This window comes from Pseudomonas sp. 008 (genome assembly GCF_016861935.1).
Lineage (GTDB): Bacteria > Pseudomonadota > Gammaproteobacteria > Pseudomonadales > Pseudomonadaceae > Aquipseudomonas.
In genome coordinates, this window is the sequence record NZ_BOMA01000010.1 from 40452 (window position 1) to 65936 (window position 25485).

Sequence of the window (25485 nt, forward strand, 5' to 3'; positions counted from 1 at the left end):
TCCCTCTATTTGACACAACCCGTGAGCTGATCTTGAATTGACAGACATCTCTATTGGGATGATGTCCATGACCTCACAACCTCCCTCAGAAACGACACAAGAATCCACCGGTTCCTATACCAAGGTGGTGCTGCATAACGTCAAGCTCTGGCAGCCCTGTACCTCTGATCTAGCCATGGATTGGGTGGGGGGAATCGCGGAGGACGGCCTCGGCATCGAATCCTACCCTGTCGAACGCCTTCCCCACCAAACGGCAAGCATCAATACGCTATATGTGATCCTTCAGCCTGACGGCAGTATCTGGCGCGATGGAAGCCTCTACTTGTACTGGCTTTCTGCAGAACAAGGGAAGAAAACACCCACGGTCGAGAACATCGCAGGCGACTTATGCAACTTCATGAACAAAATGCAGGAAGGTGAGAGGGACTACCTAAATTTTGAGGGAGAGTCATTCAGCCGTCCGACTTACTACTACAAGGCCCAGATGAAAAAAGCCCTCCTGCGAAAGATACGGGGCGGTACAACGGAGAATGGTGAGAAGCTAGGAAGAGCAACGGCCAATCGAAAAATTACCAGCATGATTGGATTCTATAGATGGATGGTAAATACGGGACGATTCAGACCTCAGCAGGCCATGTGGGTTAGCACAACAAAGTATATCTCCTACATCGACCAACATGGCTTTAGGCAATCCCGAGAAATCATTTGTACAGATTTAACCTTTAGTCAGGCATCTGCGGTCTCGACGGGCGATTATATTGAAGATGGAGGGAAGCTGTACCCCATCAGCCGGGAAAACCAGCGCGCACTGATTGCTGCATTAGTAAGACTTAGCAATACTGAGATGCTGCTGATCCATATCATTGCGTTAACCACAGGAATGAGAATTCAGTCTATCCTTAATTTGCGCGTACATTGCATTCGACAAGATGTAGGCTCTCCACATGATGAACATAGAAATGCACTGTACGCGATTTCCATTGGAGGCCAAACAAATGTGGGGGCGAAAGGTAACAAGGAACAAGACGTACTCATGCCTGCCTGGTTGCACTACCAACTTACGATATATCTCAACTCTCAACGACACAAGGACAGAGCCATGAAATCACCAATTCAAGATATTTTTGATGAGTTAGTCTTTCTGACGAGGTCGGGAAAATCGTACTACGTCGCCGAAGAAGATTGCGAACTGTTCGGATACTCCAATGAACGTGGATCAGCCATTCGACAGTTTGTAAAAAAAATCCTAGAGGAGCTAACTAAAAAAAATCAGGCTTTCAAGTATCGGTTCCACGACCTACGCGCAACATTTGGCATGAATTTAATTGAGGATCACATGAACAAGTCAAATAATAGTGACATCTCCCAACTCAGCCTACTGGATTTAGTTAAAAGCAGACTAAACCACAGTAGCGTTGACGTATCCATGCGCTACCTGAGGTTTAGATCTGATCATCCTCTGATTGCCAACGCCCAATCGGAGTTTGAATCTCACCTTGAGGGCGTCATTACTAGGGAAATGAGACGACATGAGGATATTCGATCGTGACATTTACGAAGTCTATCTCGAGGATTACCAACTTGATGAGTGCCAGCGAGAAATCGAACAAATCCCAATCGAAGGCCTTATTTTAAGGTGTACCGAAGAACGCAGGTTCGATATCGGTGCTCTCTGCTACCAAAATCGAATCAAGATCACCCGCGCGGTGGTCAAGAAAGTAGATCTTTACTCCTTACGCAAAGAGCGGACGAAAGCCATACGCGCATGGGTTGTGCAAAAGATTACTCTATTCTACACCAGCATATCAGCTGCCACTATCTACCATTTCGCCACGGAACTCACTGCACTTTTCGACTGGGCTGACTCCAGTGATTTTGAAGAACTATTAGTATCTCCTGAAAAATATCATGAGGCTCTCCAAGCTTACACACAGAATTTGAATCGACAGATCGGCAAAGAGAAATCCCGTCTTACCGCTAGCCGTCGCCAGTCCATGGCGCTACACAGCGGGCCTATTTTTTTTCCAGAGACAGCAATTAACTTTCGAGATGACCTGCCTATAATTTCGAACAAGGGAGAAACGTATAATCCAACCGAACCACCTCTTCAGCAGGAGATTGAAGCTTACCTTACTCCTTGTCAGTATCTCTTTGATGGCCTGACGGACTTTGTTCTCGGGTTTGAAAAGTTTCCTGCAAAAATTCCATTCATGACTGAATACCTCTGGCTGCTCCCTGCAGAATACCCTGTTATCAGCAAACGGGTATATTCCGAAACAACGAAAGCTCGTTCCAACATTGTCTGGGATTATGAGAATGGGCAAATTCGCACGTTCGAAGAAGCCGTTAAATTAAGCATCCGCAATGATTACCAAGTAAACTACGAACTCGAAGTCGCGCACACCGCATTATATAAAGCTAATCTTGACCAACGGCATGCGAAACGCATGAAGCTTGCAAGAATTGCGCACGATGCCTTTATTTCTTTATTCGTAGCGAATAGTGGCATGAACGAACAGCCGCTGAGAGACCTCCTATATAATTGCAGCTACGAAACATTCGAATCCTCCGAAAAAGGTTTCATAGGCATCAAGATACGTGCCGATGGAAGGGAGGTGAAATTTTCTATCAAAAAAACTTTTACTAAACATTTTGATAAATTTATCCGCCTACGTAGATTTATCGACGAGGAATCAAGACACCGATTCCTGTTCATGGGCATGAGCGCCGCTGGAGATAGCATAGGCGGCCAAGTAGGACTTAGTGCAATCTCAAGACATAATGAAAGAATCAAACGTTATTTGATTCCGGACTTCAAAGGTCTGACCTACCGAAAACTCAGGAAATACAAAAGTAATTATCTACTCTCCCAAGGCCATTCTGTCCAAATCGTTTCGGCGCTACTGCAAACGAATGAACAGACGATTCTTAATAGTTACGCTCAAGCGAATGAAGGTACTGCCATAGCTGAGATCACGGCAATGATGAAACGCTTGGTTGAACTACTAAATGATTACTCAGGCGAAGAGACACCCGCAGGTGATTGTGCAGACATAGCCGGGCGTTCGGAAGTAATCACTCCGCCTCCTGACTACGAACCCAACTGCAAAAATTTTGAAGGTTGCATTTTCTGTAGCCAATTTAGAACCCATGCCACTGAACCTTCTATTCGTAAGCTTCTAAGCATGCGTTTCGTCACCTTGGAATATCTGAACTCCTGCGCAGATAAAAGTCATTTTGACAAGGTTCACGGCGCAGCTATCGCGCAAATTGATCGCATCATTTTAGAACTTCGGGAGCACCGTCCCGATCTGTCAGGATCAGTTGATAAAATTAGCGCCGAGATTAGTACTGAATTCAAGCTTTCTGACTATTGGAAGCGCTTTTACCATCGAATGGTTCAACTGAAGGTGATGAAATGATAGCTAAACGTAAAGTCTCCTTCAGCAGCACTGCCTTTCCACTCAAAAAGGCACATTTGCAGACCGATGCTTATTATGGGATGAAACTATCTCGAATCGTCCCTGGCCTAGTAATGTCCCGTTCGTTAGACGGATCAGTCATTTCTCTCTTTGATGATGATCAATGGTTCCTCCCTGCATTCGCATTCAATATCCAGGACAATCCATACTTTGACTTTTCGCCATTTCGGCAAGAGGGGAGATTCAGCCCAGAAAACGTTGTCACCTGTAAACGGATCTTCACGATCAAGATGTTCTCAACGAAATCTAAGACTGGAAAGGCCATACGCTTACCCACTATGCAATCTACGATGGTAGCGCTTTATCACGCAAACACATTTAGCAATAAACTTAACATTCAAATTCAAGAGGTATTCTACTCAAAAGATTTATTTGAAAAAATGTTGAAGGGCATTCCAGCTTCTTATAACAAACAGCTACTCGCGATGATGCGAACACTTGTCAGCATTGATAGTGTCGACCGGGGCTTCGCGATTGACGGTACCATCCTCCCATTTCTTGAAAAAGTCACCCGTGAGTCTCGCAACGAAGGCAACCAGCATGCTGTAATTCCTAGTAGAATTCTCTGGGCAAAATACAAACAGTACAAAGACTGCATTGATGACTATCTTAAGAACCAACAAAACATACATGATTTCATTGAAAAAACAATCCAAGACCGATTCTTTGGAAGGGGCAACCTTACCCGTTACAAGTACCAAGATGAATTTTCACAACTTTCTTTAGAAACCAGATCCGCCTATAGCAAAGAACCAATTACCTTCTGGAAGGCTATTGAATCATACAAACTAGAAGCAATTGCGGACAAATATGGCTGGAATATCACGAAGTGTGCGACCAACTTTTTATCTCTTGTGCAATACTGCGCAAAGTGCCTGATCCATCTATTCACTCTCATGCGGGACAGTGAAGTCTTGAATCTTCAGGCAAACTGCTTGGAGCCTATTCAGGGTTGGAACAATGAAGCGCTCTACGTTTGCGGCTTCTCAACTAAACTCGAAAGTGAGAAAACAGCTGCGAAATGGATTACCACTGGCGACATCTGCGAGCCTGTACAGGTTCTTCAGTCTATTCAAAAGCTCGTAGCCTCTCACGCAGAAGACGACATGGAGGTGAGCTGGCTACTCTTGGCGGCCTCTAACTTGCCTTTTTCAGGTAGCTCGAAGAAAGAGGGGGTTGCGCGTACAAATCTCGATGACAGGCTTCCGCCCGTCATCATTACAGATGCCGACATCCGCGAATTGGAAACCATTGATCCGTATCGAAACTGGCGTGATGACAAGAAATTTAAGATCGGTCAGCCTTGGCGGATAACCTCGCACCAGTTTCGCCGCTCAATTGCTGTGTTTGCCGGGCAAAGCGGGTTGATCACCCTCCCCTCACTCAAGCGCCTGCTACGGCATATCACCAAGGCTATGTCGACTTACTACATGAAAGGTTGCTCGGCCAAAAACTACCTGTTTAGTGACATCAATCCTCAGCTCACAAGGGAGCTCAAGCGAGCTAAGGAAGAGGCTGATGCTGCAGTGTTCATTCGTGACGTGCTCAAATCAGCAGAGCAAATGTACGGTTTCGCTGGGCGTCGAGCAATGGAAATGCAAAAGGAGTTCCCTTGGCTAGCCGGCACAGAGGCAGATACAAATCAGCAAGTGAAGCTTGGTTTGACGGCATACCAAGAGACCCCTGCGGGAGGGTGCACCTCTCCTACACCATGCGATAAGCGGGCTCATGCGAAAATGGACACCTGCATCGCATGCAAACAATTTGTTGGGCAGGAGGCCAAGATGGCTGAAACCATTGAGATCATGGAATTTGATTTGGCGGAACTCAAGCCTGGAACCATAGAATACCGTGCAGAGCTTCAAAACCTGGAAGACTTCAAAAATTTTCGAGATCGCGTCATCGCGCGCGGTTAATATAATTTTGCTTTCATGACGGAGAGGATCGATATGTCAGTAGAGCACGGAAAAAATTCAACTTTAAAGCCCTACTACGATGCGGCACTTCGTATATTAAATAATTCCACAACAGTTTTACCTCCAGGTTCGAAGATGACTCTGAAAAACGTAGCGCTGGAAGCGTCTAAATCTCCTAGCAGCATAAGAAAGGACAGAGACATTTTCATCCCACTTATGCAGGATGTTAAAGAAATGGCCAAACGGATGGCCGAGCGCCAAGCTCCGGGCGCGGAGAAGGTTAAAGATGCACGACAGAAAACCAAGAAAGCGAAAGCCGAGGCCGGTGACTACGAGAGGCGCTACAAAGAATCATTGGCGCGAGAGCTCATGTTGATCAAAGCGCTGGATGACGCACAGCGCTCTCTTCGTCGTTACGAAGAGCCCTTCAGCCAACACGAAAACGTCGTACCTTTCCCGAACCCTCGGAAATGACGCCCTAGCATGAAAATGAAAAAGCGAGCACCGAGTCTATCCGATAGCGGCAAAGCTGTTTGCAAGGGACTGGCGCCGTTTTTTAGACTATGGAGAGTCGACATCCAACATCTCGTAGTGCACTGGTGAATGCGTTCAGGTCTAACGTTGCTGCTTATGAGTTTCAGGATGGTTAAAAGGGTTCCAAACTACAGTGACCGATTAAACAGGCTACAGAAATCTCACGCAAGAAACCCCGTTCTCAACTTGCCAGTAAAATCGAAGACGGCTTCCGCCCCCCCCTCGTCTTCAGCGTGTCGATTGGACGCTTGTATACGAGCCTTCGCCTGGTGAAGTCATCTATCGCTGTACCAACCTGATCGTTTGCGAAGAGGGATAGGAGCGCGCCAAAGAGAGTTATCAATGCAACCAAGCGGTCGCTTTCCACCGTGGTAAATAGCCCTGATTTCACCCTACAAGCCAATATTGCGGGCGACGCCGAGACCTCCGTTCACTCTCCCCCTTGTACTTCCTCCTCAGTAATCGGCGACGCGGCCTTCGGCCCCTTAATCAAAAATTAAAGGGTATAGACTTAATATACTGATTAAAAAAGAAAAATTACCGCTGGTCGCTTCATCTTGACCGGAGCCCTACTGTCGACTTCAGTAATCTTCACCCCTTAGGAGAGAAGCCGACATGATCTTTTCACAGCTGCTTCACCTCGAAAGCCCTCCCGTAGCAATCGATGGTCTCCATTACGCCGTCTTCAGCTGCCTACAGTGGAAATCCCCCAATCTCGAACTGATGCCCCAGGCATCCAAGCAACGCTTCGCAATCCTGTACAACCAGCCACTAGAGAACAGCTTCGTCATAGAGACACTGGAGCAGGCACACATCCAGGGTGCAATGTCCGGCGTAAAGGTGGTCGCAGTTCACAAAAACTCGCTGTATATCTTTTTGAGCAAAGAGGTGGTCAGTATCACCTTACCTGCAATCGAGAACTTGTGGACTCCGGTCACCGGCCTGGATCTCAATCAGCGACTGAACGTAGATTTCGCGTGTGAGGACGAAGTTTATTCGGGCCGCTCCGATTACACATTTTGGCCGACGGTCAAAGAAATCCTTAAGTCAAATGAATTGGGGATTGCGCAGTATGCGACGCCTCTCCTCGGTCGCTCCTCAGATATGGTTGACGATGAGAAAGAGCTCCGATTCGATGCAGGGAACATTGGTCTATGCGCCTCAGCAATCCCAAAGATGAAGCTTGTCCAGGGTTCCTCTGTAAAGTGTCTTATGTGCTCGAATGCTGGGAGGAAAACTTCGAGTCTCGAGAATTTTCCTCCTGAGCGGGAGCCTTTACACCAAAGCGCGCTTGAGGTCATTGGTCAAGCCGTAAAACGCAGGGGCAACCTCCGAGATGCGTGCCTACATGCATTGATGCTTGTTGAAGGGTTCCGTGCAAATGAGATCAGACTGATGAAGGCAAGTGATTTGTCTCAAAATGCATGCATAACCGTGCGATTAGCTAAAAATTTATGGAAAACAAGGACACAAGTCCTATCTGCCGAGTCCTACGCCTTGATCAACCATTATGTTGAAGCGAGCGGCGTCTCTGGAGACGATTTTCTATTTCCCTCAGCTAGAGACCATAAACAGCCGATAAGCCCTGCTCTTGTAAAGAAACTCTTTCAGGCGTGGCTCATTGAAGCAAACATTGCCCCTCCACATATCTATTTACACATCATCGAGAGAGCCTTGAGGCTGGAGCGTTCAAAGGCTGCAATGCAGAGCATTGCTCGCAAGCTTGGACACCCCCCGAAACTGACGACTGAGTATTACCTCTCCTCGCATTTTAAGAAGCAAGACGCTTAATACCCCAGCAGGAAGGTCAGCCATTGTGTAGGTGCATAGCCTTCTACGCAGCGACGATTATCAAAGTCTCATCGCCTAATCTAAACAAGCTCCAAGCAAGGTCTCCCATGCCATGAGTATCGAAGCAAAATTCCTTCACCTCCATGCAATCCATAACCTCCTCGCGCCATACCGTTACCTCTATTGCGTAGACCTTGAGGCGACCTGTGATGAGGTGGGCGAATCGGAAGCACCGAGACCGCTCTCAGTCGTCCCTGATCAGATGGAAACGATCGAAATTGGCCTGGTGGTGGTCGACCTGGAAACGCTAGAGATCGTCGATGAGTTCCAACGATTCGTCCGGCCTCAAATCCATCCCACCCTCACCAGCTTCTGCATGAAGCTCACTTCCATTCAACAAACGGACGTGGACAGTGCACGAACATATGTGGAGGTTGGCCAGGAGCTAGGAGCTTTTATTTCGCGATATCCAAACGCAGCGTGGGCATCGTGGGGTGACTACGATGCAAGGCAGCTGGAGCGCGATGCTGGATTCGCTGCTTGCCCTTCCCTGCTCGCCGGTCTGCAGCACTTCAACGTTAGGAAGTGGCATAAAGGCCAATACGACGATCAGCCGAAAAGTCTTAAGCAAACAGCAGAGTCGTTGGGCTTGGTTTGGCAGGATACCTATCACCGAGGGATCGACGATGCCAGGAACGTTGCATCCATCATTAAGGAGATGCTCGGCTGATAAGGTGAGCCGGGCCTATCGGCCCGAAGAAGCGATAGCGACATTGAACGCTAGAGTGACTCGTTTTCGGCAAATGGCAGGTTTCCTCATATAACCTACATGGGCGACTCACACCAGAAACTAGAGGGTGGTGTCGTCTAAACCTGTAGTTTGGCAAGCGGGGGGTCTAGCCTATCGTGGGTGATGGCCCCTTAGATGGCCGAAGGGGACACTTCGATAATAGATCGGGAAAGAATCAGGTGCTTGGCCGATTCAGGCTACAAAAGGCTACCTTGCCCTGAAGATGCTTGCATTTCCTCGGGTACTCTAGCGTCAATGGGCACCAGCGCAATGAACTCAGCTCCTGCGATGACTGGTGCGAGATGTATCTGCTTCATCGTGCCGTGAGAGCCCATGACAATTAGACCCTTTGTCAGCCCTCCCTTATGCGAGCGCATGATCGCATGCAGCTGCATCAGCGCCGATCGTAAAAGCTCTGGGTGATACCTTGCTTTAAATTCGACCACCACCCTGTCTTCACCGAACTCCACAATTAGGTCTGCTCGCGTATGGCCCATACGCTCTTGGGATCGGACTACGAGTTCAGGTGATACGGTGCTCATATAGCCTGAAACGCCACCGATCAACTGCGCCTCGCGAAGCGCTGGGCCAGATTTAGAATCTTCGGCCGAGTGGGACAGGAAACGCGCAAACAGCTCGGCTACCCAGTCCAATAGCCCTGCATGTTTCGCAGCCTGAATGGCCTCGATGGCGGCTTGTAGCTCCCGTTCGGCTTCAGCCTGAGCGGCATTGAACGCGACTCGCTCAGTGATTTGATCGAGTAGAAGACATGAAAAAGCAGAGACGGATACGATCGCAAGAAAGGCCTCGCTCTCATCAAAATTCAATTTGTAGTCGTGAGCCGAAGGGTTTCTCCACTCCGTTCGATAGGTCGTCAGTTGCGATAATACCCGCGGCCTGAATAGACTTGTTTTTTCGAGGTAGCGCTCAATTTCGAAGGGCTTTTTTCGGTCAGGATCTTTTCCAGCGAGAACCCTGTAAGCTTCTTTGACACTGCCTTCAAAGGCTTGATTGGTACGATAAATCGAGTCGGTAAACGCAGTATCCTCGCCCTGCTCTTGACCTCTTGATAAATGCTGGAAAGCCGTTTCGATATGTAGCAAAACCGCTTTGAGACCTGGGACGCACTCCTCGTTGCCCAGCACTTGAATTTTGTTTCGCAGCGTATCAACTAGATCCATATCCCTGGTGATCCTTTTTCCCGTGACTCGGCAGGTACTGGCCCTGTTGAAAATTTTCTGACAGACCTTTATGCAGCAGCAAATATGCCGGGGGCGAACGACCTGTCCGTCTGTTATGACCTGCCGGCCCGAACAACCTCGGCACCGTAGCGAAAGCACGACGCGCATTCGAGGTCAGTCGCAATGTGGGACTTCCACACTTCAGGAATGGCCACGCCCTTGCCCAAGCCAGACTGCGCTCACTCCTCTGACATGCGAGCCAGGAGCTGCTCCACGTCAAACTAAAAACCACGGGACGATGAAAAAGCGGTGATTGGCATGTTGTGAATTTACTCGGGGCTGGTGGAGCTGCGCCGCAGCTTAGTCTAGCTTTCGACATGGTGTTCATGACGAATAGTTTTTTCACCCACAATTCCAAAGCATCGTCAAGAGGAAGCCGTTTCCTCTATTCGGCTCGAAGTTGATTGCCGTATATTTTGCACATCAAACGAGGGCAAACACGATGGTACAGAAGATCCGACCTGAACAATTAAAGGCGCTGAGGAAATCGAAAGGCATCTCCGCAGAAAAAGCCGCCATAGCAGTAGGGAGATGCATTAAATCTTGGCGTGGATATGAAAGCGAGGAGTCTAAGGTACGAATCCCAGATTTCATATTTTCGCAGTTTCTGCGGAAGTTCAAGATTACATGGCCTCATGCAAAGGTAATCAGCATCACCGCTTATAAAGGGGGGATTGGAAAGTCACCAATAACTGTTGCAATAGCAGCATCCTTTGCACAGAACGGATTAAAAGTAGCAGTCGTCGCGAATGACGATGTATTCCGCTCATACTCCGAAGAAGACAGAATATCTGTAAAAAATTCAAATCGTCTTGCATCTAAAATCGATTTTTACGACGAACACGACATTGTCATGTATGCAGGGGAGATAGCTACCCTAGAAGACGCCTATGAGCGAAGCAAAAACCCTACCATGTTTATCTCAATTTTTGATGACAAAGAGATAATTGCTCGAAAAAAAGCCTCTAAACTTACTTTCGACGATATAAAAAACAACTACGACTTGATCCTTCTAGACCTTAATAGAGACCTCTACCAAACGGTTGCTCAATCAGACGAGATAGTTTTGCTAGTAGATGCTACCTGTCAATATTCCCCCGGCAGCACTCAAAGCTATTACAATCAAATTAGCCGGATAAACGGTGAGAAGCCAGATTCAATGCACGTGCTCTTTACTAACTTCTCGACCATCCCAAGTACACGAGGGCAGATAGACGTAACTCGAGCACACAAAAACAAGATATTTGACAGCTGCATGTTTGGCGCACATCTCACGCTGAAAAACTATAAGAAAATTCGCGATTTAAAAATACCCACTATGCGATCGCGCTTTTCGGCGGACTATGAGTACCACATCGAATTGCATGATAGCGATCTTAGCGCAACTGCATTTTGCTATTTTGACACCATTATGGACATTGCACCCAACTCAATAGCATCTATTGAGGTATCCGAAGTAAGAGAAGAGCTAGCAGAAATTTTATGGGGACGAAACTAAAAATCAAACAACCTGCAGTCTCACCACTTACACAGAATGAGAATTAAAAACGATGACAACAATGCGCAAGGCCTGGAAAATTATAATAGACGCGTCTAACTTACTACGCGCCATAATCGCCACCCTAGACTATTACGAGAGACATGATAAGTAACTGTTATATAACAACACCCAGATCAGTTCTGAGTCCTCGATGATCGGATCGTATCTACGCCAAGCGGGTCAATCCCTGAACATTAGAGAAATTCCTCAATTCGATTTTTGTTTCAGACATTCGCAAAGCGAGGCCCTCTTGAGAGTAACGACAGCTTTAGTTTCTGGGAGATTATTTACGAACCACATCCACCCAGCAGCCTACCAGCCACATTTGGCAATCATTTTTATGGCCAAATAACACTAAAAAGCCATTCAGTGCCTACGCTCAGTTATTCCCTCTTGAGAGAAGCGCACCATGACGAAGGTTGAGGCAGGGCCGGTAGTTGCTGATGATTTTGAGACATGGCTGAATACTCGTCCTAAGTGGCTGCAGACGGCAGCCCGAATGCTAATCGACTCCAAGCGACAGCTGACCCAGGACGAAATCAGAAGCCTAGCCAAGCTTTGCAAGCTCGAAGCCAAGGGTGAGGCTGATGCGGGATTTTTGACGGTAACTCCTGGTACGTTATCGCAGGCAGCCAATAGACCTCTGCTTCGGATTGAAGAGATCCTTGATGTGCATGGGCTAAACGCGATTAAGGCCGGCGCTAATTTGCCATTCGGCAACACCAATCTGTCGGTGATCTATGGGCAGAACGGAACTGGCAAAAGTGGCTTTGCACGGCTGCTAAAACAGATCTGCGGATCACGATCCAAGGACGATATACACAGCAATGTGTTCGACTCGACACCTACGTCGTGCCGTGCGCATTTCAAACTGTCAATTGACGGTAAACCTGCTGATGTTCACTGGGATATCCCCAGCGGGCCCCACAAAGCTCTACGACACGCGCAGGTGTTCGACAGCAAGGCTGCCCAGCAGTATATGGGCAGGACTGAGGCATGCTACGAGCCCAGTCGTATGAAATTTGTCTCGGCGCTGATTACCACAGCAGACGCAGTAAGCGCAGAGCTTGCCGGTGAAAAAGCATTACTGAGCAAAGCGTTACCCGCCATTCCAGAGACCTTGAATCACACAGCGGAAGCGAAATGGCTTCAGGGCCTGAAAAGTACAACTACTGCCGCCAGCATTGATAAGGAGTGTCTGTATACCGACCAGTTTGATCGAGAGCGCATAGAGAGCGAAGCCTTGCTTGCAGAGAAAGACATTGCTGGCCGCCTTTTGGCCATCAACAAAGAAAAAACCGCGCTAAAAAGTATTGATACAGCGATCTCGGCACTTCAGCTGGGCCTGAACGACACGACGGCGGGCGAGCTAGAAAACCTGAAAAATTCCGCCGTCAAGGCAAGGAGCACCTGCGAAGAGGCGGCGATAGCCATCTTCGGGCAAGCAGAGCTTGAGGGCGTCGGCTCAGCGACCTGGCAAAAAATGTGGGAGCAAGCCCGTGCCTACTCCAACGATACAGCCTACGTCGAAACGGCATTCCCTAACGTCTCAGCTGACTCACGTTGCGTGCTTTGCCACCAGAGCCTCAGCGAGGACGCTAAAGCCAGGCTGACAGGGTTTGAGAAGTTCGTGACCGACGGCCTAGAAACAACCGCTAAGACGGCTGAAAAAAGTTTTGCTGATCGCAAAAAGCAGCTGCCAATCCTCCCTGGACAAGCTGACTGGATTGTTCACATGTCCACTCTAGGCTTTGAAGAAGCTGATGGGGTCACTTGGCTTAGCCTATTGAAAACACGGCTTGATCAAATTGCTCTTGGTAGCCCTGTAGGCACCTTGCAAGCTTTCGACTGGTCGAGCATAAACGATGCGGCCAAGACTAAATCCGCAAATCTGGTCGAAGAAGGGGTGAGTCTTTCGGCTCTCTTGAAGGATGAACATCGCCAGGTAATGCAGAATCGAGTCCTGCAGCTCCAAGCCAAGCAATGGCTCGCTCAAAACAAAGCTTCAATCAGCGCTGAAAGGGCCAGGTTGATTGCCATTGCAGCTATTGAGAAGGCTTCACGCTCAGCCGCCACCAATACCCTGACTACGAAGAAAAACGAGCTAGCGAAGACCGAGCTTGATGCCGGCTATCAATCTCGATTCCTGGATGAGTTAAAGCGTCTCGGCGGCCATCGCCTTCCAATAGCTCCGCAGAGTAAATCTGGGGGCAAGGGCAAGATCACCTTCGGCTTGAACCTGGTGGGTGCGAATGGCACCCATGGCCTGGACTACATCTTGAGCGAAGGAGAAACCAGGATCGCTGCGCTGGCTGCCTTCCTGGCGGACACTACAGGTTCAAACCAACTTGCCCCGTTCATTTTCGATGACCCGATTTCTTCGCTTGATCAGGACTTCGAAGAAAAGGTTGTCGAGCGCCTCGTTTCCCTGTCCCAGACGAGGCAGGTCATCATATTCACTCACCGGCTTTCTCTGGTAGCTCAGGTAGAAGCCGTCACCAAAAAATGGGAGCAGACCCCAGGAATGCCATCAATCAAGCCCACGCTAACGTCACTCCAAAGAATGGCGAAAACTGCAGGCATCGTCGCGACTGCAAGCGCTCGAGACCTGAAGCCGGAGAGCGCAGTTCGCGGATTGATCGATAACGCTATTACACGTCTCAAGAAGCACCAGGAAAAGGCTGAGGTCGACGCTTACGAGGCGCTCGGCAAGAGCGCTTGCAGTGACTTCAGGATCATCGTTGAGAAGACGATTGAGTTCATCTTGCTGGCAGATGTCGTAGGACGCTTCAGACGCGCAATCAACACCCAGGGCAAGCTGCACAAGATCGCCAAGGTGACAAATGAAGACTGCGTATTCATTGATGACCTAATGACACGCTACTCAGTGTTTGAGCATGCCCAGTCCGACGAGTTGCCCAGCAGCACTCTCGAGTTGGATGTTTTCGAGGCCGACGTATTAGCTCTGCAAAAATGGATAGCCGAGTTTGGATCGAGAACCAGCTAGCATGGCTCATTGAGCAAGGGTCAGGGTCAGGATCAAGCCGAGCGCTCTGATTTTGGCCCCGCCGTAGTTCAAAGATCCCACGGGGTACATCCTGCCTGACCTCACATGACGACGTAACTGCTGGCATACCGATGCAAATCTCGGTCGACCAATCGAAGTCGTCAATGATATGTCAAAAAGCCGTGCAATGGGCTTCACCGCCCACCAAGCGAGCGATCAAGCATTTTCGATGTGTTCGACAAACTACGCCAGATGCGCTTGATCCCCTAGGCCGTTCCAGAACGAATATGCTCAGATGATTACAGTGAGGAGAGGGAAAATGACAAGCGAATACTCGTTATCAGATTTGTTGGAAAGGATGTATCAAAACCAACTCGCCCTTGAAGCAGCACTTATGGAGCTTACGCCCCAGGTACGATGCGACGCAGCTTGAGCGTGATGCTGGATCCGCTGCGTGCCCTTCCCTGCTCCCCGGTATGCAGCACTTCAACGTTAGGAACGTGGCATGAAGGCCTATACGATGATCAGCCGAAAAGTCTGAAGCTAACGGTTGAGTCGTTAGGCCTAGTTTGGCAGGGCACTTATCATCGAGGTATCGACGATGCGAGGAATGTCGCGCGCATCATCACCGAAATGCTCGGCTTATTCAGTGAGCCGGGCCAAATGGCCCGAATGAGCGATTCCCCAGTTACGTGGAACCACAGCTTAGCTATGGGCAAGCGATGACTCGAGCGCAGAATGATTTGAACACAACCACTCCTCTTACCACCCTCAAGGTCTGCTAGGTTCTGATGGACGCGGACGAAGCGGACGTATCGTTGCGGCCCTAGCCCACCACTTTCACATTCTCCAAATTCAAACGTTTCAGGCCTAATAGCGAAGCGCTATTCTCCTTGGCTTTACACCTTCGGATTGCATTGCTATGGATGACGCGCTGGTGGTTTTTTCACGGAAAGGTCTCTTCCAAACTCCGATTACGGCTTATGAAATTAAAAGCCGGGAGCATTATCGAAAGATGTGGCCCTTGGTCACTGTGGACAAACCCCACCACCTCGTAAGTTGGGTGAGCCCTTGTTTCGATGATGATGGAAAGCTGAAAACGCGCAGCTATTTCAGAAAGTACACCGGCAAACGCGGTGCTCGAACCGCGGACTATTTCGACAGCCAGGAACAAGCTCGGCAACGTCATATTGGCGAAAGCGAGGAGCACAGGCGAGCCAAGCACCTGATAGCCGATGAGCTTCAGCGCCGACTCGACGCAGGGCTGGCCATGCCCTGGTACTACAGGGATGAAACGATCAGCCAGTATCATCTGGCCGGCAATCTCCTGCTCGGTGCTAATGGCGTTGCTCAAGAACAGAGCATCAAGACACCGTTTGGCAACACTTACCGCCTTGATGTGGCGGTGCTCGGCAAGCCCATTCTTCGGCATCCGATGGTGCTGGCGGGTATCGAAATTGAGCTTGGCCACGCGTTCGATGGGCGAAAGGCTCTGGCTGGTCGCTCAATGGGCTTTCCACTCATATCCATCGACATCACTGACATGAGTCTGGATCAGTTGACACCGCAGTGGGCCAGGCAAACGCTGACGGCAACAAAGTCTAGTTATGATGAGGGCCGACGCAAGACGTTCATCTACCTCAATGACCTGCTCTATCCACTTTATGTTCAGTTGCCATCTACGCTAATCGAGAGGGATGATTTCCGGCACCAGTTCATTGTATTTGCAGCCGATGAGCATCTGGAGCGGGTAAAAGCGACCCTATCCAAGGTCAGTTCGGCACTCGGACTTCAGACTCCTACAGTTCTACTGGGAATCGTCAACGGCAAAAGCGAGTCAGCAGCCAAGCAAGTTACCAACCTCGGCGACATCGCGGGGCCGGATTGGCGTGAGTTCAACGAGCACCGCTGCCTGACCATCACCTTGGATCGCCCCAGAACACCGCAGGACGTGCCGAGTCACCTTATGCACATTGCCATTGCCACATTACTGGCTGGCAAAGGAAATGCCTTGGTGGGTTACAAAAACCGGCTCGGTATCATTAATCATCGTCCTGAAGAAGACGTCTGGAATGAGTACCGACGTGGTACTTGGCACCGCACTTTGCCCAAACGTCTTGCTGAGCCATTCCAGCGCTGCTTGGCAGTGATTGACCAGCTACATAACCAATAAGCGCCATGCCTATCAGTTCTGAGCGGGATGGCGCATATCGGGGCCATCTAAGCGAGACTCGCCAGCACGACCTTTCCCAGAGCACATGGCTGAGATCAGTGAAAATCGGGGAAGAAATGAACATCGAAATCAAGGACGGTGCGATCATCCAGACGCCCATCAAGCGACCTGCTGCGCCGTAAATCCCGAACCTACAATGCCTCACCCGTGAGTTTTCGGTGACGTCTGTATCTTCAATGTCAATGATCAGTTGATCCGGCGGGAATGGCCGTTGGAGGAAAGACCTTGTTCATGGCAGATCACCACATGCCGAGCGTGCTGTGTTTTGATCAGGTCAAAAGTGCTGCCAACTGGCCTAGGCATTAGATCGGGCGAAACCGGGCGCTTGTGGCAGGCTATTGACTCTCCCTTACGCGCCATCGCAGGCTGAGTGTTAGACTCGTGAAATTAACAGGCTACTGGTGATCGTGCCCCCCCCCTCAGCTCAGCAAGGAGTGATAGATGCCGGTATATATGGTGACATGGAACCTGAACAAGGAGCGGGCTAACTACCAGCACGCGCGAGATAGCTTTATTCAATATCTCGATCGCTATCAAAACGTCCAAGACCCTGGATTAGAGTCAGTGCGCTGGGTCAGCTACAACGGTACCGCAGCGCAAGTCTGCACCGACTTACGAACCAAAGTCGATGCCAATGACCGGCTTTTTGTCACTCAGGTTTTTGCTGGAAGTCATCAAGGCTGGTTGAGCAAAAGCGTTTGGGATTGGATCAACGCTCGGCTGTAGAAGTCGGCATCGAGGATGCGAACCTCCACACGCATCAACACCGCAAACGCACAACCGCGACGCTGATGGGCCTGCCGGTACCAATCTACTACATAATTTCACCACCCAACTTTCTTGAGCGGCCCCGAGCAGGATGCCGTAAGGAATTCGACCATGTGCAGTGACGCCACTCGGGAACCCTCCCCTCCTCATGGTGAAGGCGTAAACCCAACGCATAAGAAGAAAAAACCCGGCTTTTTCGCTACCGAGTGGGGGTCATTTCTTCTCGCGTTATCGAGCGTATTCAGCGCTGCCTTCATTTCCGTCTGCAGTGGCCCGATTCTGGCAGAGCTGGGTAAGCTTGCAGAGTTCAAATTCGAGGGAAGCTTCAAAAACACTATCTGGGCGGTTGTCCTGTCGATCATCGCTCTTGCAATGGTGTACCGGCGTGAGCGTGCGTTAGGTGCGGTTACCGAAGAGAAGGAACGCCAGAACGAAGAAATGCAGAAAAATCTTCGTCGGCAGAACGAAGAAATGGAGGGCAGGTTGACCTACCTCCCCCCGCGCCAATTCATCCAGGAATATGTCGAAACCCAGGCCAACATCGGACTGCTGCGCAGAGCAAGTAAAACTGATCCCACAATCACCCGCGAAACTGTCGCTGAGCACATGCGTTCAATGCTCGAAAGTGTTCTCGCGCTTACCCGGCTTTGGGATGGGGTTTCCGCTACCAATCAGCGCGTGGCCTACCAAGCCAATATTATGAGTGTTTTTCCAAGCGACGAGGTACAGCTCAACAGTGTTGTGCTTCCACCACAGCAGCTCGAAGAAGTGAATGTTCAGAAGGTTGCTGATGCCGAGCCTTTTGAAGAGGACACAAAGGATACACGCCCAGCGGACGATGGAGAGCCGGGAGCCCAGGTTCAGGCGAATCCTGCTAACGCCCACCCCTCAGGGGCACTGCGACTCAGTCGCGAAGTCTGGGAAATGCACGACCACTTTTTTCTTCACAACCAGAGCTACGTAGTCGCCCTTGAGCGCTGCTCTGGCATCTTGTTCCTAGAGGACGAGCTTGCCACAACCTCATCAGGTGAAAAGCCTGTCAAAGGCGGGTTTGACCAAGCTTGCCTGCCTTACACCCTGGATGGAGCCTTCAATCCGGAATACCACCATCCGAACCTCCCCGGCGCGCCCCGTGTGGCAGCATCTGGGCAGCCCGAGTACATTTCCAATACTTTGCATACAGTCTCAAACTGGGTGAGCAATCAGCGGGAGGACGTCCGAGAGTTCAACGGTCGGTACGAGCAGAAAATTAACGACTATTATCGGAACCTTAGGCATGCAAAATCCATCCTAAGCATGCCGGTTTTCCATGACGATGAGCTGATTGGAGTACTGAACGTGAGCCGCAATGCTGAGAACATGCTTCTCAACGCTGACCGGGCCGATCAGTTCGCCCAATTCATGGTTCCGGTTTGCTACCACCTTGGCAAAATGTTAGCTTTGCTAAAAACCACAGACATTCCCAACTCACCTACCGGAGGTTGATCATGACAAATGAACTTCGCGTCACTCTGGTTCGCAAGACCTACGCGGTGACTTCGTCGAAGAAACGACCGAAAACTGCCGAGGAAATCAGCAAAGAGCTTTCGAAGCGCGCTCGGAAAATTTTGGCTGGAGAAATTCTAGAGTCGAATGCAAAGCATTTGAACAGCTACTGAGCATCCTGCTCCAACGAAGCCGCCCATGGGGCGGCTTTTTTGTTTGCCATGCCCCTTCCATGCCGGAGTATCTTCAGGGTGCTGACTGCGATGAGGTGGATGAGGAATCACCAAGGCCCCTAGCAGTCGTTCCCGGTCAGATGGAAACGATTGAAATTGGCCTGGTTGTGATCGACTTGAAAACGCTTGAGGTTGTCGATGAATTCCAGCGTTTCGTTCGACCGCAGATCAATACCCCCGGTCTACAGAGTCTGCCTGACCATCCTCGTACCGACAGAAGCGCCAACAATAGTGATTAAACGACCAGTCTCGAGAATAGAACAAAGCTGGCCGACAAGCACCGTCCACCAGCCGTAAAGCTCTTCTAGTCGAGATAGTTATTGATTGCCTTGAACAATGCGGCGAAGCGAGACTTCGTCGCCGCATCCACTTTTGTGGCGGGAGTACTAGTGAACATCGCCGCAACGATGTAGTGGTTGAAGCCCCCGCTAGGTCTGAGTTCGATTTTTCGATCCTTCAGGAGCTGTTCTATGCGCTGCACAATCCGGTCGCCTGCAGGCAGCTCTTTCTCTTCGATGATCACACCCTCCAGCTGCTTCGCGAAGGCTTTGTTGAAGCAGGTAAGATAGGTCTTGATCGTGAAGAGATCTTCTATGTCGCTGGGGATCGTATCCTGACCCAAAGCATTCAGATCACGAAATTGCGAAGCATTGAATACGGCCTTTTTCTGCACCAGCTTCTGATGGATAAGGCTTTCAAGCTTTTGATCCTGCCGCCCGCTGTAATCCAATAGCAGTGCTACAGACAACCCGTTCGCTCCCAGCAGCGAGGTGAAAGTCGCGACGTTGTTGAGGCCACCAACCGGCACAATCGTGGTGTGCTGATCAAGCCCTGATTCACCTGATGCATCGAGCATCGCAGACATTGCCTGCAGGTAGGCGAGCTCAGAAACGCCCTCGACCAGTAGGTTGCTTTTGCTGATGAATAGATTTTGTGCGACGTTCCAACCAAGCGCTGCTTGGAGGGGGAAAATAGTGCGAGGGTCAGAACCTGACAAGTTCTCGGACACTGTGGTTCCTACGTCTTGCTTATCTTCAACGATTCGAACCTGGTTAAGCCGGGACGATCTCACCATGAAGGGCGAATGGGTCGTGTAAATCACCTGGTGGCTTGCTGAGAGGTTGTCGATGTAATTTAGGAAGTCCTCTTGAGCTAGGGCGTGTAGCGCTAAACCGGGTTCGTCCAGTAGCAGAATAAGATCACCCGAAGCCTTGACGCCCGATGAGGTCAGTTGAGCCTGCACACTGTCAAACCAGACCAGAAAACTGAAGAACCAGATGAAGCCTCTGCTACGCTGGTCGAACGGCGTTGTAACGCCACGGTGGCGCCGATTTTTTATCCTGAGGTAAAGGTTCGGCCCGTTGTCGAAGGGGGTAACGTCAGTGCTATCGGGCCTGATATCTACCTCAACCTCCAAGTCTTCGTTTTGCTTCCAAAACTCAAGCACCTTATCGGTAAGGTTGATAGAGACTCCCTCGACCTTGGCCCGCATCTCCTCGTAGGTCGTCTTCCCGTCAAAGTCGTCCAGCTCGACTCCTGCAATCCTCAGTAAAGCAAGGATCGACAGATGCTTCGGTTCAATCAATGCTTTTTTCGTCGGATCGGCTTTAACTGTTGCAATTCGGTTTTTTAAATCAGCCAGGTTGATCTTCCCTGGGAGCAGGTCGTAGTCGCTGAAGTACAAAAATTTGGGTACCAGTGGTGACAACTGTCGCCATACATCGTAAGCAATGACCGGGGAGCTTTTCCAAGGGGAGCCATCGATTCGCTTCTTTAATCCTTCAGCGAATTGAGTATCTACCTCTGTCAGATTGATCTGACTGAGGCTGGTGTGGGCGGCACGGATAGACGCTGAACTGGAAATCGCTTTGATCGCATCGGATGAAAGCCCAGCGGTTTTGGCCAAGCCCGCCATTACCGAAGTCTCATCAACGCTCAAGCCTATTGAGCGGTTATTGGCATAGTCATGGCTAACGGTGAAGGTGAAGTCTTCACCAAGTGAAGTGTGGAGAGCCGTATTAATGGCTGCAAGCTCAGATTTGCTCGGCTTGAAAGTCAACTCTACAACTTTTTCAGGTTCATCCTCGTGCTTACGCAGATAGGCCGTGAGGTGCCTACGTGGGTAGTCATCAGTGGGATTGAACGCTTCCTCATCCAATGCATCATTGGATTTGTGTAGTGCCTTCAAGAAAACTGTTTTTCCTGCCTCGTTCATGCCAACGAGGACGGTCACATCAGGGTCGATGACGACGCTTTGCGATGTGTTGATCGAGCGGTACGGCCCTACTGCGGCTTTCGTTAGGATCACGGGCGTTTCCTGAGCTGTTGAAGAACGTGAAAGCTTAGTTCACATAACCAGAGGCACCAGACTGCTTGAGATTATTCTGCCAATACGCTACGCCCAATCTAGAGGCGCGAGAGAGCCTCGTCATAGCCCGCGGTGCTCTTCAGCGTCTAACAAAGGTGCCTCTCCTAAATCCGGCGTGGCCAAGGTGTCGATGGCAGGTATCCATTATCCTGAAGCCACTGGCGACCTTGGCATCACTGACGTCACTGAGCCGTTGGATGAGTGTGGTTGGTTTGTTGAGGGATAGCGGCAGTAATACTGGGATGCCATTCTGAACAAACAGGAAAAGGTAAGCGCCTGGCTCCGCATGCAATCCCTCGAATAATGGCGCTGGGAGGGCACACGCTCGAGCAAACGGCTGTGAATTATTTAAATTATTGACTAGCCATAATTATCGCCCTGCCATAATTCTCAATAATTTTGGGCGTATCAAAATCGGAGCCTAGAAGGCCATTTGGTCACCAGTCATAGGCGGGCACAAGGCCCGAAGGGACGACGCGCCCACGTACGGCCCAGCGATTGCGACGCGCCTCTCTTACACGAAGGACACCATGATGTCGTACGCCGACCAGCTCCCCTCCCTGCTTAATTAGCAGCTCGCTCTGGATGCGAGCGATAATGAAGTTCACTGGGTCGAGCTTTCAGAATTCTACTGCCCCCCATCACCCCTACCTCATCCAGCCATGCCCCTAGCAAAGCTGCTGGTGTCATGCGTCGGCGAAACGACAGGTAAGTCAATGAAGAATGTCAGGCTAGTGCGTCATGGAGAAAGCGCGGCCAATGCCGGTGCTGCTACCCTTGATCACGCAAGTATCCCGCTCACCGAAAAGGGCATCGAACAAGCTAAACGAGTGGCGCAATCAGCCGACCGTGCACCTGAGTTAATCGTAGCCTCCCCTTTCTCTCGGGCTCGAGCGACTGCGGATGCGACCATCTCCGTATTCCCTGATGCACCATTCGAAACATGGCCCATCGAGGAGTTCACCTATCTTGATCCGGCTAGGTGTGTGAATACCACCGTAGGGCAACGGAAGGCATGGGTCGAGCAGTATTGGGCGAACGCAGATCCGTCCTACATTGATGGAGAAGGTGCTGAGTCGTTTGTGGAGTTTGTTGGCCGCGCACGATCGTTCCTAGACCACCTCGCCACGCACCCGGCGCAAGACATCCTAGTATTTTCGCACGGGCAATTTCTCAATGCGGTAGCTTGGATCATTAAGCGCAAGCCACTCCAGGTTGATGCCCAAGCGATGATCGAGTGGCGCAGGTACGAGATCGATAATCACGTCCGTAATGCTTGTGGTTATGTCGTGACCCGTGGTCTAGGCGATTCGTCGTGGGCAGTGAGGGATTCAATCGACATAGATGGGGCGGTTAATCTCAACAAGCTCCAAGCAAGGTCTCCCATGCCATGAGCATCGAAGCAAAGTTCCTTCACCTCCAAGCAATCCATAACCTCCTCGCGCCATACCGTTACCTCTATTGCGTCGACCTTGAGGCAACTTGTGACGAGGTTGGATTGCACGAATCTCCAAGGTCGCTTGTGGTCGTTCCTGATCAGATGGAAACGATTGAGATTGGCCTGGTGGTGATCGACCTTGAAACGCTTGAAATCGTCGATGAGTTCCAGCGTTTCGTACAGCCTCAGATAAACCCTACCCTTACTGATTTCTGCAAGCAGCTCACATCCATTCAGCAGTCGAACGTGGACGGTGCGGAGCTGCGACTGCGGTGTGCAACGTGGGGCCAGGCTTGGGCACAATCATCGGGCCCGCTGGCAACTTCTCATCATAACCTGACGCAGCAAAATGGTTGCTTACCATCGGCATGCTGCTGGGACGCTTGGAGATACTCACGGTGCTGGTACTCATCACGCCGGTATTTTGGAGGTATTAGGCCTATCAATGGATAGGTGAATACCTCGTGGTGTAAAAAATCCTGTCGTGCGGCCCGGCCAAAGCTGTTTGGAACGAGCTGCTTATTTGGTTAGTCTTGCGATCAATATGGCGACGTCAAGGAAGCCCTTCGGGTGATCAAACCGATAATGCTGTTACGCCGAGGCTTCGCCTCCATGCGCTGGCGCACTAGGGTCACGTTATGGATTGCGGCAACCGTTGCAGGCCTGCTGGTGGTGGCTTTTGCAAGACTGGCGGATATAGCCTTGGCGCAGTTTGCGCAACAGACCGCTGAGCGAGCATGGCTGCCTTTTATTTACACCCCACTGATCGGCATGCTCGTAGTCTGGCTGACAACGCGCTTTTTCGTAGGCGCACAAGGCAGCGGGATTCCGCAAGTAATCGCAGCGACACGTCTTGCTCGTCAAGGTAAGCCAATAAACAAATTGGTTTCGTTACGCATTGCTTTCGCCAAGATCAGCCTTGGAACTCTGGCTCTGACGGGCGGCTTTTCAGCAGGGCGCGAAGGCCCGTCTGTTCAAGTTGCGGCATCTATCATGCACTTCTTCCACCGCTTCTTGCCGAATGCGCGAATCGTACGTAGCGAGGATCTTATTTTGGCGGGAGGTGCAGCGGGCATTGCGGCTGCATTCAATACGCCACTGGCAGGGATCGCATTCGCTGTAGAAGAACTGGGACGCAAGCTGGAGACCCGTACCAGCGGCGTTCTTCTTAGCACAATCATCCTCTCTGGGATGGTTGCCATTGCCTTGCAGGGAAACTACAACTATTTCGGTCATTTCGGCATTCAGGACATCAACCTCGATATAGTCGTCCCAGCATTAGTAATAGGGATTGGATGTGGGCTATTGGGTGGTTTGTTCAGCCGGATGTTGTTATGGCCACAGAGGCATCCGCAGTTCATCATCTGGCAATGGCGGCGCCTACACCCAGTATGGTTTGCCGGCATCTGTGGATTAGTCGTCGCAATATTGGGTTGGTTGAGTGGTGGAATGTCGTTCGGTAGTGGGTACGGCATTACCTCTCAGGTCATCGCATCTGATGTAGTCCTGCCATGGCACGCCCCTATTACGCGCTTCCTTGCGACCGTAGTGACCTACTTCTCTGGTATTCCAGGAGGTATTTTCGCCCCTTCGCTCGCTGTAGGGGCCGCAGTCGGCTCCAATACCGCAGAGCTATTCCACCTAGCGATGCAGCCCACTATTGCACTCTGTATGGTTGGTTTTCTGGCTGCCGTTACTCAGTCACCAATCACCTCCGCAATCATTGTGATGGAGATGATTGATAGCCACAGTATGGTGATCAGTCTCATGGCGGTAGCTCTGATCGCCAAGGCTGTCAGTTCAAGAATGGGCCCTGAGTTGTATCAGCAATTGGCGCGAGGCTTTCTCGAGAATGCAGAAGCTGCCACCAAGCCAAAGAATCCAACTCAATAAGTCTACCGCGTGATCGTTCTAGCCAGTGAGGTCAATTGATCCTTCTCATGCTGCAGCGCTAACGTGGTCTCTGCACGAGTGATCAGAAGAGCCACGTGCCTGTCGCATGCATCTTTAAAGGTAGCTGGGTTTATATTTCAGCGAGACTGATGAGAGCTTTTAACAGACGAATGTTTTACTTCCAGCAAAGCTGCCCCGTCCCTACTGATCGGAGCAAAAAAATCAAAGAACAGATCATCAGCCGTCAATCCTCGGAGAAAAACCTGCTCACACCCTTGGCCTGTCTGCGAGCCAGTGTAGTGAAGCTTGCTCCAGCAGGTTAAAGTCCTCACTCCCCGGCCAATCACATCGATGGCTGTCCCGGGGGCATTCACCGCAGGCGATAAGACGCGAGAAGCGATTTCCGAGAGCACACAAAGCCCGAGACGTGGATCATTTTCAAAGGTTCGACGGACGCCGATCAATCGGCTCTCCAGAATCTTCCCTCTTGCAGTATCACTCAACGGCCATCGAGTTGCCCAAGTTCACAATGTGTAGAAGTGTCATTCCCTCGTGCACAAATGTCCCCGGAAGCACCTCTAGATAAGTTTGTAGTTGATCGTCCTGCGCGATGGCTCCGACTGCGCTCACATCAACATGTTGCACATAGCCTGTCTGTTCACTTTTGACGGTGATTGCACCAAGAGGTAGTGAAGGATCGTTGGGGTATCCATATGATCCTGTCTGAGGGACTGACCGACCTGGGCACTGCTATTAACAAGGATAC

18 protein-coding genes and 4 pseudogenes are annotated in these 25485 nt (G+C 50.4%); 18 read left to right on the forward strand and 4 right to left on the reverse strand.

Annotation, left to right across the window (positions count from 1 at the left end):
- The first annotated feature begins 67 nt into the window (after positions 1 to 67).
- The 6 genes from JUI81_RS20190 (at position 68) to JUI81_RS20215 (ending at position 8453) form a co-directional block, all read left to right on the forward strand.
- Positions 68 to 1549: a site-specific integrase gene (locus JUI81_RS20190; RefSeq protein ID WP_204124884.1), complete on the forward strand. Its 1482-nt coding sequence runs from the start codon at positions 68 to 70 to the stop codon at positions 1547 to 1549.
- Positions 1530 to 3422 (forward strand): hypothetical protein, encoded by a 1893-nt coding sequence (locus JUI81_RS20195; protein ID WP_204124885.1) that lies wholly within the window; start codon positions 1530 to 1532, stop codon positions 3420 to 3422. The genes JUI81_RS20190 and JUI81_RS20195 overlap by 20 nt, the downstream gene beginning before the upstream one ends.
- A complete protein-coding gene (locus JUI81_RS20200) occupies positions 3419 to 5398 on the forward strand; it encodes an integrase (protein ID WP_204124886.1) in 1980 nt (659 codons plus the stop codon). Before JUI81_RS20195 ends, JUI81_RS20200 begins: the two co-directional genes overlap by 4 nt.
- Positions 5399 to 5431: 33 nt before the next feature.
- Entirely contained in the window at positions 5432 to 5872 is a 441-nt protein-coding gene (locus JUI81_RS20205) for a hypothetical protein (RefSeq protein ID WP_204124887.1), read from the forward strand.
- A 675-nt stretch (positions 5873 to 6547) separates the two neighbouring features.
- On the forward strand, positions 6548 to 7723 hold the full coding sequence (locus tag JUI81_RS20210; RefSeq protein ID WP_204124888.1) for a tyrosine-type recombinase/integrase: 1176 nt from the start codon (positions 6548 to 6550) through the stop codon (positions 7721 to 7723).
- 112 nt (positions 7724 to 7835) lie between these two features.
- Positions 7836 to 8453 (forward strand): 3'-5' exonuclease, encoded by a 618-nt coding sequence (locus JUI81_RS20215; protein WP_204124889.1) that lies wholly within the window; start codon positions 7836 to 7838, stop codon positions 8451 to 8453.
- 257 nt (positions 8454 to 8710) lie between these two features.
- On the opposite strand, the gene JUI81_RS20220 is transcribed toward JUI81_RS20215, so the two are convergent.
- Positions 8711 to 9694 (reverse strand): hypothetical protein, encoded by a 984-nt coding sequence (locus JUI81_RS20220; protein ID WP_204124890.1) that lies wholly within the window; start codon positions 9692 to 9694, stop codon positions 8711 to 8713.
- Between the two features lie 502 nt (positions 9695 to 10196).
- Between JUI81_RS20220 and JUI81_RS20225 the strand changes: the two genes are divergently transcribed.
- The 8 genes and pseudogenes from JUI81_RS20225 to JUI81_RS31840 all read left to right on the forward strand — a co-directional run bounded on the left by JUI81_RS20225 (position 10197) and on the right by JUI81_RS31840 (position 19259).
- Positions 10197 to 11252, forward strand: coding sequence for an AAA family ATPase (locus JUI81_RS20225; RefSeq protein WP_204124891.1), 1056 nt, complete (start codon positions 10197 to 10199; stop codon positions 11250 to 11252).
- A 451-nt stretch (positions 11253 to 11703) separates the two neighbouring features.
- Positions 11704 to 14301 carry a hypothetical protein gene (locus tag JUI81_RS20230; RefSeq protein ID WP_204124892.1) on the forward strand — a complete coding sequence of 866 codons (2598 nt, stop codon included), beginning with the start codon at positions 11704 to 11706 and terminating at the stop codon, positions 14299 to 14301.
- A gap of 121 nt (positions 14302 to 14422) precedes the next feature.
- Positions 14423 to 14571 (forward strand): annotated as a pseudogene (locus JUI81_RS31835) (NAD-dependent dehydratase); the annotation flags it as partial.
- Between the two features lie 652 nt (positions 14572 to 15223).
- Complete coding sequence (locus JUI81_RS20235; protein WP_204124893.1) at positions 15224 to 16474, forward strand: hypothetical protein; 1251 nt, start codon at positions 15224 to 15226, stop codon at positions 16472 to 16474.
- Positions 16475 to 16975: 501 nt separating this feature from the next.
- Positions 16976 to 17260, forward strand: a complete 285-nt coding sequence (locus tag JUI81_RS20240; protein WP_204124894.1) for a hypothetical protein — start codon at positions 16976 to 16978, stop codon at positions 17258 to 17260.
- 153 nt (positions 17261 to 17413) lie between these two features.
- On the forward strand, positions 17414 to 18787 hold the full coding sequence (locus JUI81_RS20245) for a hypothetical protein (RefSeq protein WP_204124895.1): 1374 nt from the start codon (positions 17414 to 17416) through the stop codon (positions 18785 to 18787).
- Positions 18788 to 18789: 2 nt separating this feature from the next.
- Positions 18790 to 18960 carry a hypothetical protein gene (locus tag JUI81_RS20250; protein WP_204124896.1) on the forward strand — a complete coding sequence of 57 codons (171 nt, stop codon included), beginning with the start codon at positions 18790 to 18792 and terminating at the stop codon, positions 18958 to 18960.
- Between the two features lie 59 nt (positions 18961 to 19019).
- Positions 19020 to 19259, forward strand: coding sequence for a hypothetical protein (locus JUI81_RS31840; protein WP_239077715.1), 240 nt, complete (start codon positions 19020 to 19022; stop codon positions 19257 to 19259).
- Between the two features lie 65 nt (positions 19260 to 19324).
- Here JUI81_RS31840 and JUI81_RS20260 read toward each other — a convergent pair whose 3' ends face one another.
- The gene (locus tag JUI81_RS20260) at positions 19325 to 21328 is read right to left on the reverse strand and encodes an AAA family ATPase (protein ID WP_204124897.1); all 2004 of its coding nucleotides are present in this window, start codon (positions 21326 to 21328) and stop codon (positions 19325 to 19327) included.
- Positions 21329 to 22104: 776 nt separating this feature from the next.
- Here JUI81_RS20260 and JUI81_RS20265 point away from each other — a divergent pair.
- The 4 genes and pseudogenes from JUI81_RS20265 (at position 22105) to JUI81_RS20275 (ending at position 24719) form a co-directional block, all read left to right on the forward strand.
- Entirely contained in the window at positions 22105 to 22782 is a 678-nt protein-coding gene (locus JUI81_RS20265) for a histidine phosphatase family protein (RefSeq protein WP_204124898.1), read from the forward strand.
- A pseudogene (locus JUI81_RS31845) lies at positions 22779 to 23024 on the forward strand (exonuclease); the annotation flags it as partial. The gene JUI81_RS20265 and the pseudogene JUI81_RS31845, both read left to right, overlap by 4 nt.
- A 59-nt stretch (positions 23025 to 23083) precedes the next feature.
- Positions 23084 to 23263 (forward strand): annotated as a pseudogene (locus tag JUI81_RS31850) (potassium transporter TrkH); the annotation flags it as partial.
- A 133-nt stretch (positions 23264 to 23396) separates the two neighbouring features.
- Positions 23397 to 24719, forward strand: a complete 1323-nt coding sequence (locus JUI81_RS20275; RefSeq protein ID WP_204124900.1) for a chloride channel protein — start codon at positions 23397 to 23399, stop codon at positions 24717 to 24719.
- Between the two features lie 137 nt (positions 24720 to 24856).
- On the opposite strand, the gene JUI81_RS32250 is transcribed toward JUI81_RS20275, so the two are convergent.
- On the reverse strand, positions 24857 to 25222 hold the full coding sequence (locus JUI81_RS32250; RefSeq protein WP_374707270.1) for a DUF2254 family protein: 366 nt from the start codon (positions 25220 to 25222) through the stop codon (positions 24857 to 24859).
- A pseudogene (locus JUI81_RS32255) lies at positions 25215 to 25403 on the reverse strand (DUF2254 family protein); the annotation flags it as partial. The gene JUI81_RS32250 and the pseudogene JUI81_RS32255, both read right to left, overlap by 8 nt.
- Positions 25404 to 25485: the final 82 nt, after the last annotated feature.

What these genes read in the sequence shown, in the direction of transcription:
- JUI81_RS20250 (WP_204124896.1), top strand. Translation starts at nt 18,790, where the DNA reads ATGACAAATGAACTTCGCGTCACTCTGGTTCGCAAGACCTACGCGGTG.
- JUI81_RS20240 (WP_204124894.1), top strand. Translation starts at nt 16,976, where the DNA reads ATGCCGGTATATATGGTGACATGGAACCTGAACAAGGAGCGGGCTAAC.
- JUI81_RS20200 (WP_204124886.1), top strand. Translation starts at nt 3,419, where the DNA reads ATGATAGCTAAACGTAAAGTCTCCTTCAGCAGCACTGCCTTTCCACTC.
- JUI81_RS20235 (WP_204124893.1), top strand. Translation starts at nt 15,224, where the DNA reads ATGGATGACGCGCTGGTGGTTTTTTCACGGAAAGGTCTCTTCCAAACT.
- JUI81_RS20190 (WP_204124884.1), top strand. Translation starts at nt 68, where the DNA reads ATGACCTCACAACCTCCCTCAGAAACGACACAAGAATCCACCGGTTCC.
- JUI81_RS20245 (WP_204124895.1), top strand. Translation starts at nt 17,414, where the DNA reads ATGTGCAGTGACGCCACTCGGGAACCCTCCCCTCCTCATGGTGAAGGC.
- JUI81_RS20205 (WP_204124887.1), top strand. Translation starts at nt 5,432, where the DNA reads ATGTCAGTAGAGCACGGAAAAAATTCAACTTTAAAGCCCTACTACGAT.
- JUI81_RS20265 (WP_204124898.1), top strand. Translation starts at nt 22,105, where the DNA reads ATGAAGAATGTCAGGCTAGTGCGTCATGGAGAAAGCGCGGCCAATGCC.
- JUI81_RS20215 (WP_204124889.1), top strand. Translation starts at nt 7,836, where the DNA reads ATGAGTATCGAAGCAAAATTCCTTCACCTCCATGCAATCCATAACCTC.
- JUI81_RS20210 (WP_204124888.1), top strand. Translation starts at nt 6,548, where the DNA reads ATGATCTTTTCACAGCTGCTTCACCTCGAAAGCCCTCCCGTAGCAATC.
- JUI81_RS20225 (WP_204124891.1), top strand. Translation starts at nt 10,197, where the DNA reads ATGGTACAGAAGATCCGACCTGAACAATTAAAGGCGCTGAGGAAATCG.
- JUI81_RS20220 (WP_204124890.1), bottom strand. Translation starts at nt 9,694, where the DNA reads ATGGATCTAGTTGATACGCTGCGAAACAAAATTCAAGTGCTGGGCAAC.
- JUI81_RS20230 (WP_204124892.1), top strand. Translation starts at nt 11,704, where the DNA reads ATGACGAAGGTTGAGGCAGGGCCGGTAGTTGCTGATGATTTTGAGACA.
- JUI81_RS20195 (WP_204124885.1), top strand. Translation starts at nt 1,530, where the DNA reads ATGAGGATATTCGATCGTGACATTTACGAAGTCTATCTCGAGGATTAC.
- JUI81_RS31840 (WP_239077715.1), top strand. Translation starts at nt 19,020, where the DNA reads ATGCCGGAGTATCTTCAGGGTGCTGACTGCGATGAGGTGGATGAGGAA.